Annotated in this window: 18 protein-coding genes; 5 read left to right on the top strand and 13 right to left on the bottom strand. The window is 69.1% G+C overall.

Annotation, left to right across the window (positions count from 1 at the left end; genetic code table 11):
* Nucleotides 1–2: 2 nt before the first annotated feature.
* From ACQ859_RS08610 to ACQ859_RS08620, 3 genes are all read right to left on the bottom strand, one after another.
* Nucleotides 3–914, bottom strand: a complete 912-nt coding sequence (locus ACQ859_RS08610) for an anti-sigma factor family protein (protein WP_431265433.1) — start codon at nucleotides 912–914, stop codon at nucleotides 3–5.
* Between the two features lie 10 nt (nucleotides 915–924).
* Nucleotides 925–1,458, bottom strand: a complete 534-nt coding sequence (locus ACQ859_RS08615; RefSeq protein ID WP_197507037.1) for an RNA polymerase sigma factor — start codon at nucleotides 1,456–1,458, stop codon at nucleotides 925–927.
* 135 nt (nucleotides 1,459–1,593) lie between these two features.
* Nucleotides 1,594–1,971, bottom strand: coding sequence for a COG4315 family predicted lipoprotein (locus ACQ859_RS08620; protein WP_431265434.1), 378 nt, complete (start codon nucleotides 1,969–1,971; stop codon nucleotides 1,594–1,596).
* Nucleotides 1,972–2,206: 235 nt separating this feature from the next.
* Here ACQ859_RS08620 and ACQ859_RS08625 point away from each other — a divergent pair, with 235 nt between their 5' ends.
* Entirely contained in the window at nucleotides 2,207–2,716 is a 510-nt protein-coding gene (locus ACQ859_RS08625) for a cupin domain-containing protein (protein ID WP_431265435.1), read from the top strand.
* Between the two features lie 143 nt (nucleotides 2,717–2,859).
* Here the strand turns inward: ACQ859_RS08625 and ruvC are convergent, their stop codons facing one another.
* Genes ruvC through ACQ859_RS08640 form a run of 3 tightly spaced genes read right to left on the bottom strand, consistent with a single transcriptional unit; the run spans nucleotide 2,860 to nucleotide 5,040 of the window.
* Nucleotides 2,860–3,408 carry a crossover junction endodeoxyribonuclease RuvC gene (ruvC, locus tag ACQ859_RS08630; protein WP_088406119.1) on the bottom strand — a complete coding sequence of 183 codons (549 nt, stop codon included), beginning with the start codon at nucleotides 3,406–3,408 and terminating at the stop codon, nucleotides 2,860–2,862.
* A gap of 19 nt (nucleotides 3,409–3,427) precedes the next feature.
* A complete protein-coding gene (locus tag ACQ859_RS08635) occupies nucleotides 3,428–4,414 on the bottom strand; it encodes a phosphatidate cytidylyltransferase (RefSeq protein ID WP_431258914.1) in 987 nt (328 codons plus the stop codon).
* Complete coding sequence (locus ACQ859_RS08640) at nucleotides 4,411–5,040, bottom strand: lysophospholipid acyltransferase family protein (protein WP_431258913.1); 630 nt, start codon at nucleotides 5,038–5,040, stop codon at nucleotides 4,411–4,413. Before ACQ859_RS08640 ends, ACQ859_RS08635 begins: the two co-directional genes overlap by 4 nt.
* A gap of 149 nt (nucleotides 5,041–5,189) precedes the next feature.
* Between ACQ859_RS08640 and ACQ859_RS08645 the strand changes: the two genes are divergently transcribed.
* Entirely contained in the window at nucleotides 5,190–7,604 is a 2,415-nt protein-coding gene (locus ACQ859_RS08645) for a hypothetical protein (RefSeq protein WP_431265436.1), read from the top strand.
* 50 nt (nucleotides 7,605–7,654) lie between these two features.
* Complete coding sequence (locus ACQ859_RS08650; RefSeq protein WP_431265437.1) at nucleotides 7,655–7,864, top strand: hypothetical protein; 210 nt, start codon at nucleotides 7,655–7,657, stop codon at nucleotides 7,862–7,864.
* A 53-nt stretch (nucleotides 7,865–7,917) separates the two neighbouring features.
* Here the strand turns inward: ACQ859_RS08650 and ACQ859_RS08655 are convergent, their stop codons facing one another.
* From ACQ859_RS08655 to ACQ859_RS08685, 7 genes are all read right to left on the bottom strand, one after another.
* Nucleotides 7,918–9,522, bottom strand: coding sequence for a GMC family oxidoreductase (locus ACQ859_RS08655; protein ID WP_431265438.1), 1,605 nt, complete (start codon nucleotides 9,520–9,522; stop codon nucleotides 7,918–7,920).
* Nucleotides 9,519–10,928, bottom strand: a complete 1,410-nt coding sequence (locus ACQ859_RS08660) for a coniferyl aldehyde dehydrogenase (protein WP_431265439.1) — start codon at nucleotides 10,926–10,928, stop codon at nucleotides 9,519–9,521. Before ACQ859_RS08660 ends, ACQ859_RS08655 begins: the two co-directional genes overlap by 4 nt.
* Before the next feature lie 189 nt (nucleotides 10,929–11,117).
* Complete coding sequence (locus ACQ859_RS08665; RefSeq protein ID WP_431265440.1) at nucleotides 11,118–11,648, bottom strand: outer membrane beta-barrel protein; 531 nt, start codon at nucleotides 11,646–11,648, stop codon at nucleotides 11,118–11,120.
* 327 nt (nucleotides 11,649–11,975) lie between these two features.
* Complete coding sequence (gene purH / locus ACQ859_RS08670; protein ID WP_431265441.1) at nucleotides 11,976–13,556, bottom strand: bifunctional phosphoribosylaminoimidazolecarboxamide formyltransferase/IMP cyclohydrolase; 1,581 nt, start codon at nucleotides 13,554–13,556, stop codon at nucleotides 11,976–11,978.
* 38 nt (nucleotides 13,557–13,594) lie between these two features.
* The gene (locus ACQ859_RS08675; RefSeq protein WP_088406111.1) at nucleotides 13,595–13,828 is read right to left on the bottom strand and encodes a helix-turn-helix domain-containing protein; all 234 of its coding nucleotides are present in this window, start codon (nucleotides 13,826–13,828) and stop codon (nucleotides 13,595–13,597) included.
* The gene (dusB, locus tag ACQ859_RS08680; protein ID WP_431265442.1) at nucleotides 13,825–14,943 is read right to left on the bottom strand and encodes a tRNA dihydrouridine synthase DusB; all 1,119 of its coding nucleotides are present in this window, start codon (nucleotides 14,941–14,943) and stop codon (nucleotides 13,825–13,827) included. The genes ACQ859_RS08675 and dusB overlap by 4 nt, the downstream gene beginning before the upstream one ends.
* A gap of 188 nt (nucleotides 14,944–15,131) precedes the next feature.
* A complete protein-coding gene (locus ACQ859_RS08685; protein ID WP_431265443.1) occupies nucleotides 15,132–16,043 on the bottom strand; it encodes a substrate-binding periplasmic protein in 912 nt (303 codons plus the stop codon).
* A gap of 21 nt (nucleotides 16,044–16,064) precedes the next feature.
* Here ACQ859_RS08685 and ACQ859_RS08690 point away from each other — a divergent pair, with 21 nt between their 5' ends.
* On the top strand, nucleotides 16,065–16,547 hold the full coding sequence (locus tag ACQ859_RS08690) for a YqaA family protein (protein WP_431265444.1): 483 nt from the start codon (nucleotides 16,065–16,067) through the stop codon (nucleotides 16,545–16,547).
* A gap of 173 nt (nucleotides 16,548–16,720) precedes the next feature.
* On the top strand, nucleotides 16,721–18,217 hold the full coding sequence (locus tag ACQ859_RS08695; RefSeq protein WP_431265445.1) for a carboxypeptidase M32: 1,497 nt from the start codon (nucleotides 16,721–16,723) through the stop codon (nucleotides 18,215–18,217).
* Nucleotides 18,218–18,316 lie beyond the last annotated feature (99 nt).

The raw sequence follows: 18,316 nt of genomic DNA on the forward strand, positions 1-18,316 counted from the left end.
CCTCAGGGCGCGGAGGACGCCCGCGCGATCATGCCGATGCGCGCGTGGACCAGGTCGGCGAGCACGCGCAGGCGCCGCTCGTCGAAGTTGCCGCTGAGCGCGTAGGCGAGCTTGCCGTCGATCCAGAAGAGGCTGCGCGTGGTCTGGCCCGCTTCGACGCGCCGCATCAGGCGGAAGGCCACCGGCGCTTCGGGCGAGCTCGCGCCGGTGCTGACGTAGAGCGTGAAGCGCTCGCCGGCCTCGTTCTCGTACATGAACTGTGCGCGGGCCAGCGCCGCGCTGGCGGACGCTCCGGCCGTGGCGTCGTCGCCGGCCGGCAGCAGGCGGCCGCCGACCAGCTTCCAGCCGTAGTCGCGCAGGACCGGTGCGTACAGCGGCTGGCCGAGCCGCTTGCTCAGCCACTGGATCAGGTGGTCGGCCTGGTCGGCGCCGACCTCGACCGGATGGCGCTTCTCGGGCTGGTACACGGCGTGCGCGATGGCGGCGTCGCGGACGTATTCGGGGATGGACGGGTCGCGGCCGGCGGCACGCGCCGCTGCGGCAGCGGCGGCCATCTCGGCGGCTTCCTTCTTGCCGTACCACCACGCATGACCGCCCCAGCCGCCGGCGCCACCGGCACCGAGACCGACGGCCAGCAGCAGCGCCGCCGCCCACGCGCGCGGCCAGCGCGACGCATTCGCGGCCGCGGGCGGGCGCAGCGCGGTGGTGAGGGATGCCGGCACGGGCTCATCGAGCCAGTCACGATGCAGCGCCTTCAGCGACTCGCGCTGTTCGCGCCAGCCGAGCACCTGCTGCGCGGCGCGCGGATGGCGCAGCAGCCAGTCCGCCACCTGGGCGGCGCGTTCGGGCGGCAGTTGTCCGTCCACGTAGGCGTGGAGGGTGGATTCGTCGAAGTCGATGTCGTCGGGCGTCATGGTGCGGCGCTCATTTCACCACCCGCAGCGGCGGGCGACCCGGTGCCGCGCCGTCCATCGACAGCCGCAGCCGCTCGCGGGCGCGCGACAGCCGCGACATCACCGTGCCCACCGGAACGTCCAGCACGCGGGCGGCGTCCTGGTAGCTGAGTTCCTCGACGCAGACCAGCAGCAGGATCTCGCGCGCGGTCGCGGGCAGGGCCGCCAGTGCCCGTTCGAGATCCAGCCGCATGGCGACGCGTTGCTGCGGTTCCTCGATCGCCGGCTGCGGCGCGTCGTCCTCGTCCAGCGAATCGTGCAGCGCCTCGCGCGCGTCGCGCCGCTGGTTCAGGTAGAGCCGGTGCATCAGCGTCAGCAGCCAGTTGCGCAGGGCGTCCTGGCGCGTCGGTCCGGGCTCGGCATGGAACAGCGCGCCCTTGCGGGCGGCGCGTTCCAGCGTGTCCTGCAGCAGGTCGTCCGCCCGGGCATGGTCGCCGCACAGCAGCCGCGCGTGGCGGCGCAGGCGGGGAAGCAGCGGGAGCGCTTCGTCGAGGACCAGGGGCATGGTCGGAACGGTTAAGCGTGGTGTCGCAGGGACCGCGGCTTCGATTTGGGATGCACCGCTAGGCGCACACCGCAGCCATAGCAGCGCTATGGCGAGGATGTGCAACGACGCGGGGCGCCCAAAGCGGAGCTGCGGTCACGGCTTCGCGGTGTGCCAGACCTGATTGATGCCGTCGCCGCCCCGCTCGCCGGGCTTGGCATCCTTGACCCAGAAGTACAGCGGCTTGCCCTTGTAGGCCCACTGCTTGGACCCATCGTCGCGGGTGATGATGGACCAGTCGCCGGAGACCTTGTCCTCGGCGCGGGCCATCAGCGGCGGCCAGTTGGTGGCGCAGCCGCCGTTGCACACGCTCTTGCCGCTGCCGGCCGTGTCCTTGTCGAAGGTGTAGAGCGTCATGTCGTTGGGGCCGACCAGCGCGTCGCCCTTGGCGGTCGCGGGGGCCGTCTGCGCGGCGGCCAGGCCGGCGGACGCCATCAGCAGGGCGGCGGCGGTGAGCTTCAGGGTGATCTTCATGCAGGGTCTCCTGGTGGGTGGGTAGTGGAGAAACACGGCAGACGGCCAGCTTATTCCACCCGGGAGACATTTCCTTGCAACACCGGGTGCCAAAGCGCGGCCAACAGCGCGGTCAGCAACGCGGGCGACAGCGCGTTCAAAGGCGTGTTCAGCGGGAGCTTCGACAGCGGGATTTGCTCGATGGCGATCCGGGCACTAGCCTGGGGGTTCCCACTCGCTGCCAGGAGATCCCAGCATGACTGACCGCGCCCAGGCGCTTGCCGCCGAGCTGATCCGCAATTTCCATGAAGCCGAGCTGACCTCGTTCAAGCGCGAGCCGTTGTACGAGTCCCGTTTCGCGCGTCTCGCGCGCGGGACTGCTGCGCGCAAGCTCGGCGCGTCCTACGACATCGTCGAGCCCGGCAAGACGACGTGCCCGTACCACCTGCACTACGCGCAGGAGGAGATGTTCATCGTCCTCGAGGGCACCGGCACACTGCGTGTCGCCGGCGAGCGCCTGCCGATCAAGGCTGGCGACGTGATCTTCATCCCTGCCGGACCCGAGTACCCGCACCACATCATCAACACCTCGGAGGCGCCGTTGAAGTACCTGTCCGTCAGCACGATGGAGCAGCCGGAGGTCTGCGTCTACCCGGACTCGAACAAGTTCATGGCCGAGCACGGCCCGGACAAGGCGACCCGCCCCTTCGAGGCCATCCGCAAGGTAGGAGAGGGCGATCTCGACTACTGGCAAGACGAGCCCTGACGGCATCGAACGGCCACGACCTCGCGCAGCATCAGGCGGCGGCACCGGGGCCCCTCGAAGCGAACCCTGACCGCAGGGAAGACTGTGAGCGGCGAGGGGCCCCGGTGCCGCCGCCTGATGCCGCTCGGTGCGGCGCCCAGCCCTCAATACGTCCGCGACCCCTTGAACTGCGCGTGCTGCCGCCGCTGCAGCGTCGTCTGCTTGCCCATGGCCTCGAAGGACACGCGCGCATGCGCGTCCATGATCGCGATGCCCAGCGCGTCGGCCGCGTCCTTGCCCGGTTCGCCGGGCAGCTTCAGCAGCCGCGCCACCATCGCCTGCACCTGCGCCTTCGCCGCGCCGCCGTGTCCGGTGATGGCCTTCTTCATCTGTACCGCGGTGTACTCCGACACATGCAGGTCGCAGGACACCAGCGCCGTCAGCGCCGCGCCGCGCGCCTGACCCAGCAGCAGCGTCGACTGCGGGTTCACGTTGACGAAGATGATCTCCACCGCCGCGCAGGTCGGCTGGTAGCGTGACACCACCTCGCGGATGCCGTCGAAGAGGATCTTGAGCCGGCCCGGCAGATCGCCGGTCGGCAGCGCGTTGGTCTTGATCGTGCCGCTGGCGACGTAGGACAGCCGCGGCCCGTCCGCGTCGATGACGCCGAAGCCGGTCGTCTGCAGGCCGGGGTCGATGCCGAGGATGCGCATGCCGTCGCCTCCCTGCGCTTCAGGTGCCGGCGCGGAAGTACCACCGCACCGAATGGAAGAACACGGGTGCGGCGAAGCACATCACCGCGATGCGGTCCAGCAGGCCGACCGCGCCGGTGATGGCGCTGCGGTTGCCCCAGGCGTTGATGCCCGCGTCCCGCTTGAGCGCCTGCATCACGAACACGCCGAAGCTGCCGCAGCCCGCCGCGACGAACGCGGCGATCGCCGCCTGGCCCGCCTTGAACGGCGTGATCCAGTACAGCAGGGCGCCCACGAGCGCCGCCGTGAAGGCGCCGATCCACCAGGCCTTCATCGTGAACGAGCGGCTGATGCGGCGCGCCACCGGCTTGGCGCGGAAGCGGCTGGTCGCGAGCGCCTGCGCGATCTGTCCGCAGGCCACCACGGCCACGAGGAAGAACAGCAGGAAGGCGCCGCGTCCCTCGTACTTCGGGAACTCGAGCAGCAGCAGCGCCGGCGCGTGCGACAGGCCGTAGACGCAGACCATGATGCCCCACTGGATCTTCGAATTGCGCTCCAGGAAGCGACCCGGGTCGTCGGCCAGCGCGCTGGCCACCGGGATCGCGAGGAAGCCGTAGACGGGGATCAGCACCGAGAACAGGTCGAAGTGGCGCGTGCCCACCAGCACGTACTGCAGCGGCAGGATCACGAAGAAGGCCATGATCAGCCCTCGGTGGTCGGCGCGGCGGGTGTGCAGCAGCGTGATGAACTCGCGGAAGGCCAGGAACGAGAACACGGCGAACAGCAGCGTCGCGCCGACCGGTCCCGAGACCCACGCAGCCCAGAACAGGCAGGCGCCGACCCAGACCATGTTGAGCTCGTGGCGGAAGCGCGCCCAGCGCGCCTGCCAGGCTTCCTGCTCGTGGTCGGGGCGCTCGCGCAGCGACCACAGCACCGAGCCGATGCTCACCAGCAGCAAGGCGCCGAACAGCACGACGAACAGGAAGGCCACCTGCTCGCCGCTGTTCAAGGATTTGAGCCATCTCATTCCTTCCACCCTCCGGGTCGCAGCGCCATCACCGCGGCGCGGGCGCGTTCCAGGAAGGCGCGCTTGTCCTCGCCGGGTTCGATCCGGATCGGCGCACCGAAGGTGACCGTGCACAGGATGGGCACCGGCACGACCTCGCCCTTGGGCATGACGCGCTGGACGTTGTCGATCCAGGTGGGGATGAGCTGCACGTCGGGGAACTGCTCGGACAGGTGGTAGAGGCCGGCCTTGAAGGCCTGCGGCGCGCCCTTGTTGGAGCGGGTGCCCTCCGGGAAGATGACCAGCGAGTCGCCGCCCTGCAGCGTGTCGACCAGCGGCTCGAGCGGATCCTCGTCGGGCGTCGCGCGGGTGCGGCTCACGTAGACCGCGTTGAACACCGCCGTCGTGATCCAGGTCTTGAGCGCGGAGCTCGTCCAGTAGTCGCGCGCGGCGATGGGGCGGGTGCGGGCGCGCAGTTCGCCGGGCAGCGACGCCCAGATCAGGACCCAGTCGAAGTGGCTCTGATGGTTGGCGAAGTAGATGCGCTGTTCGGACGTCGGGGGACAGCCTTTCCAGTGTCCCTGCGCGCCGGTGATCAGGCGCGCGAGCCAGGACAGGAACAGGCCGGTGATTTCGGCAAGGACCATGGGATGGATTATCCCGGACTACAGCGTTGACGAGCCGAGTCGACAAATGGGTCAGTGAGGGGGGCTTTTGACCGCGATGTGTCATCGCGCGCCACCGGGGCCTCCCAGGACACTGAGCGCACTCTTTTCCTCCAGTCATCTCCACTTCCATGAACACCGCACATTCCGATCAGCCCTCGCTGCTGATGCGCTCCGTAGACGCCCCCGCCGTCGCCGTGTCTGCGCCTTCGAACACGCGCGTGGCCAAGCCCCGCCACACCGATGAGTCCGCGACGGCGGTACCAGTCGATGACGCCAACGACGCGGACCTGGCCCAGGCACCCGCGACGGCCGACGACCCGATGGCATCGGCGGCAAGCGGTGATGACGGCAGTCAGCCGGCGGGTGCGGCGTCGGCCGGAGAACGCGGCACCGAACCGGCGCTCGAGCAGGCTGAACAGCCGGAATGCCGGCAGATCCGCCGCGACGGGACGGAGGAGGATTGCAACCAGTCCGCCGTGTGGCCGTGGATGGTCGCCGGTTCCGGCATCCTGCTGGCCGGCGGGGTGGCGGCCGGCACCCGGGGCGGCGACAGCCACGCCTCGGCGGCCGCGCTACCGCCACCACCCGCGCCACCCGCGCCACCTGCGCCACCTGCGCCACCTGCGCCTGCGCTCCTCGCCGCGCCGCATCTGTCCACCAGCTCGGGCAAGGACACGATCGACGGCGCCGGCCACGTGGACGTCGCGCTTGCAGCGCCAGGTGCGTCCTGGGTCTACCGCCTGGACGGCGACGACACCTGGCACGCCGGGCAGGGCCGCAGCATCGACGCCGGCACCCTCAGCCGCGGCGTCCACGCCGTGATGGTCGCGCAACTCGACGACCAGGGTCACCGCGGCGACGTCGCCACGCTGGCGGTCCGGGTCCACGACGAGGTGCTCGCGCCGACGCTGGCGCTGGCGCATGACAACGGCAGCTCGGCCTCCGATGGCCTGACCAACGACGGGACGCTCCTCGTCTCCGGCCTGGCGGCGGGCGCGACCTGGTTCTACCGCGCGAATGGCGCGACCGACTGGGTGGAGGGCAAGGACGGCCAGGTGCCGGCCGGCGCGCTCGTCGCGGGCCAGAACAGGATCGAGGCCTACCAGGTCGACGCCAGCGGCGAACACGGACCGCTGACCAGCCTGGCCGTGACGCTGGACCTGACGCCGCCGGACGCGCCGCTGCTGCAGACCAGCAACGGCACCGACCTGCTGAACGCGCACGACTTCATCAACGTCTCCGGCATCGAAGGCGGCGCGAGCTGGAAGTTCCGCGTGAACGGGCAGGGCGATTGGATCGAAGGCCACGATGGACGCATCCCTGCGGCCGCGTTGGCGGCCGGCGAGAACCATGTCGACGTGGTGCAGGTCGATGCGGCGGGCAACACGGGCGCTGCGGCGACGTTGACGGTCCGGCAGGATCTTGAGGCGCCCGATCCGTTGCAGGCGCACGTGGACGGCGGGCACGGCAGCCTCGTGTCCCTGCAGGGCACCATCGTCCTCGACAACATCGAGGCCGGTGCGACCTGGAAGTACCGCATCAACGGCGAGAACGACTGGCACGTGGGCGACGGCTCGAAACTGTCGGCGAACGATCTGCTCGAAGGTCGCAACGACGTGACGCTGATGCAGACGGACAGCACCGGTCACGACAGTGCCGTGACGGCGCTCACGGTCACGCGTGACAGCCTCGCGCCGGACCGGCCCGATCTGGTGACCAGCAACGGCCTGCCGCTGATCAATGCGCAAGGCAGCCTGCTGGTCCATCGCCTGGAAGACGCCGCGACCTGGGAGTACCGGATCGACGGCGGCGACTGGCTCGTGGGCCAGGGCGCCGCGCTGGGGGCCGCCGCATTGCACGAAGGCAGCCAGACTGTCGATGTTCGTCAGAGCGATCTCGCCGGCAATGTGAGCGAGATCGAGTCGATGGCAGTGACGCTGGACTCGATCGCGCCGGACGCCGTGGTGGCCAGCGTCCACAAGCAGGGAGGTGCAGCGGCGCCTGGCAATCTGATCAATGCGAGCGGTTATGTCTCCATCGACAACCTGGAAACAGGCGCGGCCTGGGAGTTCAAGGGGCCCGGCGACGATCATTGGCGCCAAGGCGTCGGGACGCAACTCAGCACACGGTTCTTCGACGATGGCACCAACGCCGTCGACATCCATCAGATCGATGCGGCGGGCAATGTCAGCGCAGACCGTTCGTTGCAGTTCACGCTGGATACCGTGCCTCCCTGGGCCGAGGTGATCACGAAGGACGCCGCTCCCGATGGAGCCCAGAATGGGTATCTCAACGGGAACAGCAACTTTTCGGTGCGCGTTCACGGCAATGAGTCCTCGACCGTGTTCCTCAACGGGAGCCCCTATGACCTGGGGGCCGACTCGTCCGGCTACGGGACAGGTTCCAACTGGGCGGCAGGCTTCTTGAGTTCAGGATCCAACAGCATTCGCGTGACGGCCGTCGACAAGGCCGGCAATCGCCTCGACCAGACCTTCACAGTCATTCTCGATACATCCGCTCCGGGGGGCCGAGCCTGGCACTGAAGAACGACACGGGTGCGAGCAGCTCGGACCGGATCACCGCCGATGGCACGGTGAAAGTTTCTGGTTTGGAGAGTGGGGCCTATTGGCGTTACAGCACCGATGCCGGCCAGCACTGGACCTGGGGATCGGGCGCTGAAATCGCGAGCTCGGTGTTCGGCGCCGACGGTCTCAAGGATCTGCAGGTGCAGCAGGTCGACGCGGCGGGCAACTACGGCGGCACGCAGTCGCTCCAGTTCACGCTCAATTCAGCGGTGATCTGAGCCCCCGACCTCTCGGATCATCGATCGACGCTCCGCTCCGTGCGGGGCGTTTTTCATTGCGCGCGGATCAGTGTGGCCGCCTTCTCCGCGATCGCCACCACCGGCGCATTCGTGTTGCCGCTGACGACGCTCGGCATGACGGACGCGTCCACCACCCGCAGTCCCTCGATGCCGTGCACACGCAGGCGGTCGTCGACGACGGCGTGCTCGTCCTTGCCCATGCGGCAGGTGCCGACCGGGTGATACACCGTGTCGACGCGGCGACGCAGCAGCGCCTCGATGTCGGCGTCTGCGTCGACGCCGGCGCTCCAGAGCTCCTTGCGCCAGAACGCCTTCATCGCGGGCGCGCGCATCAGGTCGCGCGTCAGCTGGTAGCCTTCGATGAGTTCGCGCACGTCCTCAGGATCCTGCAGGAAGCCGGGATCGATGCGCGGCGCGCTCAGCGGATCGGCATTGGCGAGCGTCAGCGTGCCGCGGCTGCGCGGCCGCAGCAGGCACACGTGGCATGACAGGCCGTGACCCAGCCGGAGCTTGCGCGCGTGGTCCTCGACGAGCGCGACGACCAGATGTAGCTGCACGTTCGGCGCCGGCAGATCCGGACGCGTCGAGAGGAAACCGCCGCATTCGGCGAAGTTGCTGGTGACGAGCCCACGTCGTTCGCGCCGATAGCGCTGCACCTGTCCGAGGAAACGGGCGCTTCCGCGCGCGGAGACGCCCGCGAGATCGAGGCAATCCGACTCGTAGCCGAAGACGAAGTCCGGATGGTCGTGGAGGTTGCGGCCGACGCCCGGCAGGTGGTGCCGGACCGGAATGCCCTGCGACTGCAACTGTGCGCCGTCCCCGATGCCCGACAGCATGAGCAACTGAGGCGACTGCAGCGCGCCGGCGCAGACGATGAGTTCGCGCGCTGCCCGCAGCGCGCGGCGGTGACCGCCTTGCAAGACCTCGATGCCGACGGCACGTCGCCCCTCCAGCACCAGCGACAAGGCCCGCACACCGGTCTCCACGCGCAGGTTGTCGCGTCGACCGAGGTGCGGCTCCAGATAACCGCGCGCGACGCTCCAGCGCTCGCCCTGGTGCTGCGTGACTTGGTAGACGCCGAGACCTTCCATGTCCGCGCCGTTGAAATCGTCGAGGATCGCATGGCCCGACTCGCGCGCCGCCGCCCGCCAGGCGGCGTGGATCGGCGAGTCGGTGCGCAGGTCGCCGACGCGCAGCGGGCCGTCCGTTCCGTGCCAGGGCGCGCCCAGGCGCTCGTTGCGCTCTGCCTTGATGAAGAAGGGCAGCAGGTCGTCGTAGCCCCAGCCGAGGTTGCCTGCCGCGGCCCAGGCGTCGTAGTCGCTCCGATGACCACGCGTGTAGACCATCGCGTTGATCGCCGAAGAGCCGCCCAGCGCCTTGCCGCGCGGCTGGTAGCCGCGGCGGCCGTTCAGGCCGGGCTGCGGCTCGGTCTCGAAGCCCCAGTTGTTGATCTTGGCGGCGACCTGCAGCGCGCCGGCGAAGGGCGTCGTCGTGACCCAGCCGTCGCCGCGCCCGCCGGCCTCGAGCAGCAGCACGCGGCAGGTCGGGTCCTCGCTGAGCCGGCTCGCCAGCACCGCGCCCGCGGAGCCGCCGCCGACGACCACGATGTCGGCATCGAATCCGTTCGCGGGGCTCATGCGATCTTCTTCAGCAGGCCGAGCAGACGATCGAAGGTCGCGCCGTACGGCGGATGGAACAGCTTCGTGCCGGCGAAGCGCGACTGCAAAAACACCGGCTTGAGTTTGCTGAAGGTATTGAAGCCCCAGACGCCGTGGTACGAGCCCATGCCGCTGGCGCCGACACCGCCGAAAGGCTGCTCCTCCTGGCCGAGGTGCCAGATGCAGTCGTTGACCGTGACGCCGCCCGCATGCGTGCGGGCCAGCACGTCGTCGCGCGCGGTCCGGTCTTCGCCGAACCAGTACAGCGCCAGCGGCCGGTCACCGGCGTTCACGCGCGCGATCGCCTCGGACGGATGACCGTACGGCACGATGGGCAGCAGCGGGCCGAAGATCTCCTCGCGCATCACGGCCATCTCCGGCGAGGTGTCGAGCACCAGGGTCGGGACGAGACGGCGGTCCCCGGGCGCGTCGTCGTGCGTCGGGCGCAGCGTCGCGCCGCGGGCGCGCGCGTCGTCGAGCAGGCCTCGCAGGCGCGCGTGATGGCGCGGACTGACGATGGCGGTGTAGTCCGGATTGCCTTCGATGCGCGGATACAGCCGGCGCACGGCGACGATGATCGCCTCGGTCAGCGGCTGCACCAGTTCCTGCGGCGCGAGCACGTAGTCCGGCGCGACGCAGGTCTGACCGGCGTTGAGCAGCTTGCCGAAGGCGATGCTTTCGGCGGTGCGGGCGAGGTCGGCGCTCCGGTCGACGATCGCCGGGGACTTCCCGCCGAGTTCCAGCGTCACCGGGGTCAGGTGTTGCGCGGCGGCCTGGGCGACCAGCCGGCCCACCGGCGTCGAGCCGGTGAAGAACAGATGATCGAACGGCAGTTGCGTGAAGACCTTGCCGACCTCGGCGTCGCCGGTGACCACGGTCATCTCGTCGGGCGCGAAGTGCTGGGCGACGAGCCGGGCCATCAGGTCCGACGTGGCCGGCGTCAGCTCGGACGGCTTGATCATCACGCGATTGCCGGCGGCCAGCGCCGCCAGCGCGGGCGCCATCGCGAGGTAGTACGGATAGTTCCACGGCGCGACGATGCCGACCACGCCGAGCGGCTGCGGCATCAGCCGGTTGCCGGCGGGCAGGAAGTGCAGGGCGGTCGGTGCGCGCTTGACGGCCATCCAGCGCTTCAGGTGCCGCAGGGCGTGCCGGGCGCCGGACTGGACCGTGAAGAGATCGGCCAGCAGGCTCTCGTGACGCGAGCGGTGGCCGAAGTCGCGGGACATGGCGTCGGCAAGCGCCTCCGCGTGCTCCGCGGTCATGCGCAGCAGCCGCGCCAGACGGTCCTTGCGCTGCGCGTACGTCGGCATCCGTTCGCGGTCGAACGCGGCGCGCTGCTGCTCCAGCACCAGGTGCAGGCGCTCATGCAGGGCTTGGTCCATGGGGGTCTCCGTTGTTGCTCTTGTGGAGACCAAGGCTATGCCCATTCGTGCCACGGGCCAAGCGCAGGGACCCTGGACTAGGGAGACGCGCCTAGGCGCGCGTCGCCGTCCGCCCATGAAAAAGCCCGGCCAGGGCCGGGCTTTCTGAGCGGGACGCCGGAGCGCCCCGCATCGATCGGGAGCGATCGATCAGAAGCGGTAGCCGACGCTCAGCGTCGCGCCGGTGACCGTGGTCGAGTCCTTGTCGAAGTAGGACATGTAGTCGACGGCGCCGTAGAACTGCTTGTTGAAGTTGTACTTGGCGCCCAGGCCCCACGAGAAGCTGCTGTCGCTGCCCGAGCCCGAGCCGATGCTCGACGAGAGCTTGATCTTGGAGTCGGCGTAGCCCAGGCGGCCGAACACTTCGAATTCAGGGGTGATCGAGTACTTCGGCACCACGTAGAGGCCGTAGCTGCGGGAGATCTTGGCCTTCACGCCTTGCGTGGTGTCATCGGACACGCCGCCGGCCAGCATGCCTTCGATGGCGACGTTGGGGTGCAGGTCCCAGCCGACGATGCCACGGATGGCGCCCGGCTTGAACGACACGTTGAAGAAATCGTCCTTGACCTTGACGAAGGTGTAGCCCAGTTCACCGTAGACGGCGTTGGTGGCTTGCGATTGGGCTTGCGCGGCGCCGGCGGCCAGCAGGGCGGCGGCGACAACGACAGAAATCTTGATCATTTGAATACTTCTCTTGATGAGTGAAACCGCACCTTGGCAGTGCGGCGGGCAGAAGGTATCAACGCCTGCCCCCGTGCCCCCATGACACTCGTCACGCTCTTGTAAAAAAGTACGAATTCCGTTGTCGCGCAACGACGCCTTCTGTACAGGAGCTGGCTGTCATTCCCCCTCTGGAGGGGTCGTTTGTGCGAAAAGAGGATCTTGCTTTGATATGGGCTTCACGGCCATGGCCGGCAAAGATCCGCCTGCGGCGGCACGAAAAGAAAAGCCCGGCACGGGGCCGGGCTCGATCACCGCGCGCGACGGCGCAACGGATCGTGGGGACGATCAATGACGGAAGTGGCGCACGCCCGTGAGCACCATGGCGATGCCGCGCTCGTTGGCCGCGGCGATGACTTCCTCGTCGCGCATGGAGCCGCCCGGCTGAATGACGCAGGAGGCGCCGGCATCAGCCAGCACGTCCAGGCCGTCGCGGAACGGGAAGAAGGCGTCGCTCGCCACCGCCGAGCCGGTCAGCGTCAGGCCGGCGTTCTCCGCCTTGATCGAGGCGATGCGCGCCGAGTCGATGCGGCTCATCTGGCCCGCGCCGACGCCCAGCGTCATGCCGCCGCCGCAGAACACGATGGCGTTGCTCTTCACGTACTGGGCCACGGTCCACGCGAACATCAGGTCGTCCAGTTGCTGCGCGGTCGGCTGCAGCGTGGTGACGACCTTCAGGTCGGCCTTGGTCAGGAAGTGGTTGTCGGCCGTCTGCACCAGCAGGCCCGAACCGACACGCTTGACGTCCTGCGCGTTGCGGCCCTGGTCCCACGGACGCGCGCCGCCCGGCGGCAGCGCGATCTCGAGCAGGCGCACGTTGACCTTGCCCTTGAAGACCTCGCGGGCCTCGGCGCTGAACGACGGGGCCATCAGCACCTCGACGAACTGCTTGGACACCAGCTCCGCGGCGGCGCGGTCGACCTCGCGGTTGAAGGCGATGATGCCGCCGAAGGCGCTGGTGGGGTCGGTCTTGAAGGCCTTCGCGTAGGCGTCGGCGGCGTTCGCCGCCACGGCCACGCCGCAGGGGTTGGCGTGCTTGATGATCACGCAGGCGGGGGCCTCGAAGCTCTTCACGCATTCCCACGCGGCGTCCGCGTCGGCGATGTTGTTGTAGCTGAGCTCCTTGCCCTGCAGCTGCTTGCCGGTCACCAGCGAACCGGGCGCCGGATGCAGGTCGCGGTAGAGCGCGGCGGTCTGGTGCGAGTTCTCGCCGTAGCGCAGGTCCTGGACCTTGATGAAGCTGCTGTTCATCTGCGCCGGGTACTCGGCCAGCGAGCCGTCTTCCAGGCGCGCGCTCAGGTAGTTGCTGATCGCGGCGTCGTACTGGGCGATGCGGTTGAACGCGGCCACCGACGCGGCGAAGCGCGTCTTGTCGCTGGTCTTGCCGTGGGCCTTCAGTTCCTCCAGCACCACCGCGTACTGCGACGCGTCGGTCAGCACCGTCACGTCCTTCCAGTTCTTGGCCGCGCTGCGGACCATCGCCGGACCGCCGATGTCGATGTTCTCGATCGCGTCTTCCAGCGTGCAGCCGGGCTTGGCGACGGTGGATTCGAACGGGTAGAGGTTGACCGCCAGGATGTCGATCGTGGCGATGCCGTGCTGCTCGATCGCGGCGACGTGCTCGGGCAGGTCGCGGCGGGCCAGCAGGCCGCCGTGGATCTTCGGATGCAGCGTCTTGACGCGGCCGTCCAGCATCTCCGGGAAGCCGGTGTGCTGGGCCACTTCGGTCACCGGCAGGCCGGCGTCGGCCAGCAGCTTGGCGGTGCCGCCGGTGGACAGCAGGCGCACGTCCAGCGCGTGCAGCGCCTTGGCGAAATCGACGATGCCGGTCTTGTCGGAGACCGAGATCAGGGCGGTGAGTTGTGCCATGGGAGCTCTCTAATGGGGATTCGGTTCGGCGCGGGCGCTCAGATCAGCTTGTGTTCGACGAGTTTCCGGCGCAGCGTATTTCTGTTGATGCCCAGCCATTCGGCGGCCTTGCTCTGGTTGCCGTCGCTGTGCTGCATCACCACTTCCAGCAGCGGCTTCTCGACGAGGCGGATCAGCATCTCGTGCATCGAATGCGGCACTTCGCCGCCGAGGTCTCTGAAGTAGACCTCCAGGTTTTCGCGGATGCAGGAGTCGATCGGTTTGGGCGTCATGCCGTGAGCCTTCTTTCTTGGTCTTGGTGTTCGTCGTTCGCGGCGGCGGCTGCGTCGGTGTCTGCGTCGTCGAGGGGGCCGTCGGCGGCCGGCAGGTAGGGCAGGCGGTCATGCTCGTCCGCCAGCGCGTCCAGCCAGTCCGTCAGCGCGCGGACCTGGCCGTCGCAGCTCTCGAGGGTATTCATGCGTCGGCGGAAGTCCTCGCCGCCGGGCAGCGCCCGCACGGCCCAGCCGATGTGCTTGCGCGCGCTGCGCATGCCGGTGAGTTCGCCGTACAGCGCGTAGTGGTCGTGCAGGTGCTCGATCAGCCAGCCCTTGGCGTCGGCGATGCGCGGCGCGGGCAACTCCTCGCCGGTGGCCAGGAAGTGCGCGATCTCCGCGAAGATCCATGGCCGGCCCTGCGCCGCGCGGCCGATCATGATCGCGTCCGCGCCGGTCGCGGCCAGCACCTCGCGCGCCTTCTGCGGCGTGTCGATGTCGCCGTTGGCGACCACGGGGATGCGCAACGCGGCCTTCACCGCGGCGATGGTGTCGTACTCGGCGCGGCCGCTGTAGCCCTGTTCGCGCGTGCGGCCGTGCACGGTGACCATCGCGATCCCGGCGGACTCGGCGGCGCGCGCCAGCGCCACCGCGTTCTTCTCCGCCTGGCACCAGCCGGTGCGCATCTTGAGCGTCACCGGCACGCCGCGTGGCGCGCACGCGGCGACCACCGCCTCGACGATCTCCAGCGCCAGCGCCTCGTCCTGCATCAGCGCCGAACCGGCCCACTTGTTGCAGACCTTCTTGGCCGGGCAGCCCATGTTGATGTCGATGATCTGCGCGCCGCGGTCCACGTTGTACGCGGCGGCCTCGGCCATCATCTGCGCATCGGTCCCGGCGATCTGCACGGAGATCGGCGCGGACTCGCCCTCATGGTTCGCGCGGCGCGAGGTCTTCAAACTGTTCCACAGGTCCTTGCGCGAGGTCACCATCTCGCTCACCGCATACCCCGCGCCGAGCTTCTTGCACAGCACGCGGAAGGGCCGGTCGGTCACACCCGCCATGGGGGCGACGAACAGACGGTTCGGCAGGACGTAGGGACCCAGCACGAGGGAGCCGGGCAGCGGCGTGGACATCGGGAACAGTGAGGCGGTTGCACAAAAAAGAGGCAGAAGTATACCGCCGTTGGCACCCTCGATCGCATGGGCCTCCGATCGCCCACGGGAACCCGGGCGCCCCTCCTCATACTTGTCGCAGGCTCCAAAAGTCGTCGGGGGCGCCCGGGTCCCGTGGGCTCCGAACGAGGACTGCGGGGCAGGGCGTTCTAAAGGGAGGGCTGCTTGCGCCAGAGGACGAAGCCCTGGTCGACGAAGCGGTTCATCACGCGGTCCTGCGACAGCTTGTAGACCGCGCGGGCAATGCGGCCCCTCAGCTCCGGGGTGTTGCAGCGGGAGCGGTGGGCCAGCGTCAGGTACAGGCCCTCGCGTGCGATCGCCGGCATCAGCGGCTGGATCGAAGGGCCGCCGTTGCGCGCGGCGTAGGCCTCGGCCGGCGTGTCCTCGTAGATCAGGTAGTCGGCACGGCCACGCTGCAGCATCAGGATCGCCTGCTCGATGCTGGCGACCTGGCTGATCTTCAGCGACTGGCGCGCGTAGTTGTCGAACTCCACGCCGAAGCTGTTGTTGATCACCGTCACGCCCTGCTTGGGTGCCAGGTCGCTCCAGCGCTTGTAGGCCACCGGCGCCGCGGTCCGCGTCCAGATGACGCTGCGCGTCTCGCGGAACGCGGGATGGAAGTAGTCCATGTACTCGGTGCGCGGGAGCGTGAAGAAGGCGCCCGCGATCAGGTCGATGCGCCCCGCGCGCATCTCCTCCTGCACACGGCCCCACGGACCGACGTAGCGGGTCTCGATCGGGATGCCGATCTCCGCCGCCAGCCACTGCATCAGGTCGGCGTTGGCGCCGAGCAGCTTCTGCTCGTCCGCCGGATCGCGCCAGAGGTAAGGCGGGTACTGCGGGTTGCCGGAGGCGACCAGCATCGGACACCCGGCGATCGGACCCGGCGGCGTCGGCGCGGCGGCCGAAGCACCGGGCGCCGCGCTTGCCTGCGCTGAAGGCGGCGCCGCGGTCTGCGCGAGCGCGACACTGTGGAACGGTGCCGGGCCGATCCCCATCGGACCGGCGACGGCCAAGCCGATCAACGTGAACGACGAAACGGCGAGGCGGCGCAAGGACATGGTCTTCAGATAATCCCACGCATGGAAGCTTGGCTGCAACAGATGATTCACCTGATGCTGGAGACCCTATCTCTCCCGCAGGTGGGCTTGGGCGCGGTGTTCGTCGTCGCGCTGATTTCGGCGACGCTGCTGCCGATGGGATCGGAGCCGGTCGTGCTCCTGCTGGTGCATGCGAAGCCGGAGCTGTTCTGGCCCGCGATCCTCGTGGCCACCGCAGGCAACACGATCGGCGGCGCGATCACCTGGTGGATGGGCTACGGCGCGGAACGCGCCTACGAGGCCGCCGTGCACCACACACCGCGCGACCAGCGCGTGCTCGGATGGCTGCGACGCTTCGGCGCGAAGACCTGCCTGCTGAGCTGGCTGCCCATCGTCGGCGATCCGCTATGCGCCCTGGCCGGCTGGCTGCGGCTGCCGTTCTGGCCTTGCGTGGCCTACATGGCGGTGGGGAAGTTCCTCCGCTACCTGCTCATGACCGCCATCGGCATTGCGATATTCGAGTAACCCGCGGCCGACGCGGCTCCGCTTTGGGCGCCCCGCGTCGTTGCAGATCCTCGCCATAGCTGGGCTATGGCTCCGGTCTGCGCCTAGCGGTGCATCCCAAATCGGACCCGCGTCGGCCACGGGTTGTGGGGCGTTTCTCGGCACAATTCGAAGACTCGAGAGGAGACCCCGTCATGAGCACCCCCAGCACCCCGGCCTACGAGGCCCTGTGCCAGCGCCACCAGCGCATCCACCGTCTGTCCCACCTGCAGTCGATCGCGTCGTGGGACCAGTCCGCCTTCATGCCGACCCGCGGCGCGCAGGCGCGCGCGGAAGCGCTCGCCGAGATGGGCGGGCTGCTGCATCAGCTGGGCACCGACCCGGCGCTGCGCCAGTTGCTCGACGACGCGGCGCAGGAGCCGCTCGACGACTTCCAGCGCGCCTCGCTGCGCGAGATGCGCCGCGTGTGGCGCTCGGCCAACGCGGTGCCGCAGCAGCTGGTGGAAGCGCGCTCGCTGGCCAACTCGCATTGCGAGCATGAGTGGCGGCATCAGCGCGCCGCCAACGACTGGACCGGGTATGTCGAGAACCTGCGCCCGGTCGTCCGCTACGCGCGGGAAGAGGCGCAGTGCCTGTCCGACGACTCAGGCCTGAGCCGCTACGACGCGCTGCTCGACCAGTACGAACCCGGCATGCGCTCGGCCGACATCGACCGGGTCTTCGGCGACCTGCGCCAGTGGCTGCCCGGGCTGATCCGGCAGGTGATGGCGCGTCAGGCCGACGAGCAGATGATCCATCCGCAGGGACCGTTCCCCGCCGCGTCGCAGCGCGCGCTGGGCCTGGACGCGATGAAGCTGCTGGGCTTCGATTTCGAGGCGGGCCGTCTGGACGAGAGCGCCCATCCGTTCTGCGGCGGCGTGCCGGAGGACGTGCGGATGACGACGCGCTACCGCGACGACAGTTTCCTGCAGAGCCTGACCGGCACCATCCACGAGACCGGCCACGGCCGCTACGAGCAGAACCTGCCGCGCGAGTGGCTGGGGCTGCCGGTGGCCGGCGCGCGTTCGATGGGCCTGCACGAGAGCCAGAGCCTGTCCTTCGAGATGCAGCTGGCCTCGCATCCCGGCTTCGCCGGCCTGCTGCAGCCGCTGGTGGAGCGGCACCTCGGCCGGCAGCGCGGCTTCGCCGCCGACAACCTGCACAAGCTGATGACGCGCGTCGCGCCGGGCCACATCCGCGTCGATGCCGACGAGGTGACCTACCCGGCGCACGTGATCCTCCGCTACGAGATCGAACGCCCGCTGATCGAGGGCGAGATCGAGGTCGAAGACATCCCCGCGCTGTGGGACGCCAAGATGCAGGAACTGCTGGGCCTGGACACGTGCGGCAACTACAAGGACGGCTGCATGCAGGACGTGCACTGGGGCTGCGGTCTGTTCGGCTACTTCCCCTGCTACACGCTGGGCGCGATGTACGCGGCGCAGTGGTTCGCGACGATGCGCCGCGAACGTCCGGCGCTGGACGAGGAGATCGCGCGCGGCGAGCTCGCGCCGGTCTTCGACTGGCTGAAGACGCGCGTGTGGACGCAGGGCAGCCGCTGGGAGACGCCCGAGCTGGTGCGGCGCGCCAGCGGCGAGGCGCTCAACCCGGCGCACTTCCGCCGTCACCTCGAGTCGCGCTACCTCGGCTGATCACCGCCGGGCCGCCCCGTCACCGACCTGGCGGCACCAACGGAAAAAGGGCCCCCCGCGAGGGGTGCCCTTTTCTTCTTGCGCGTCCGCGGTCTCTAC

It is taken from the genome of Roseateles chitinivorans (assembly GCF_050632235.1).
GTDB classification, from domain to species: domain Bacteria; phylum Pseudomonadota; class Gammaproteobacteria; order Burkholderiales; family Burkholderiaceae_C; genus Roseateles; species Roseateles chitinivorans_A.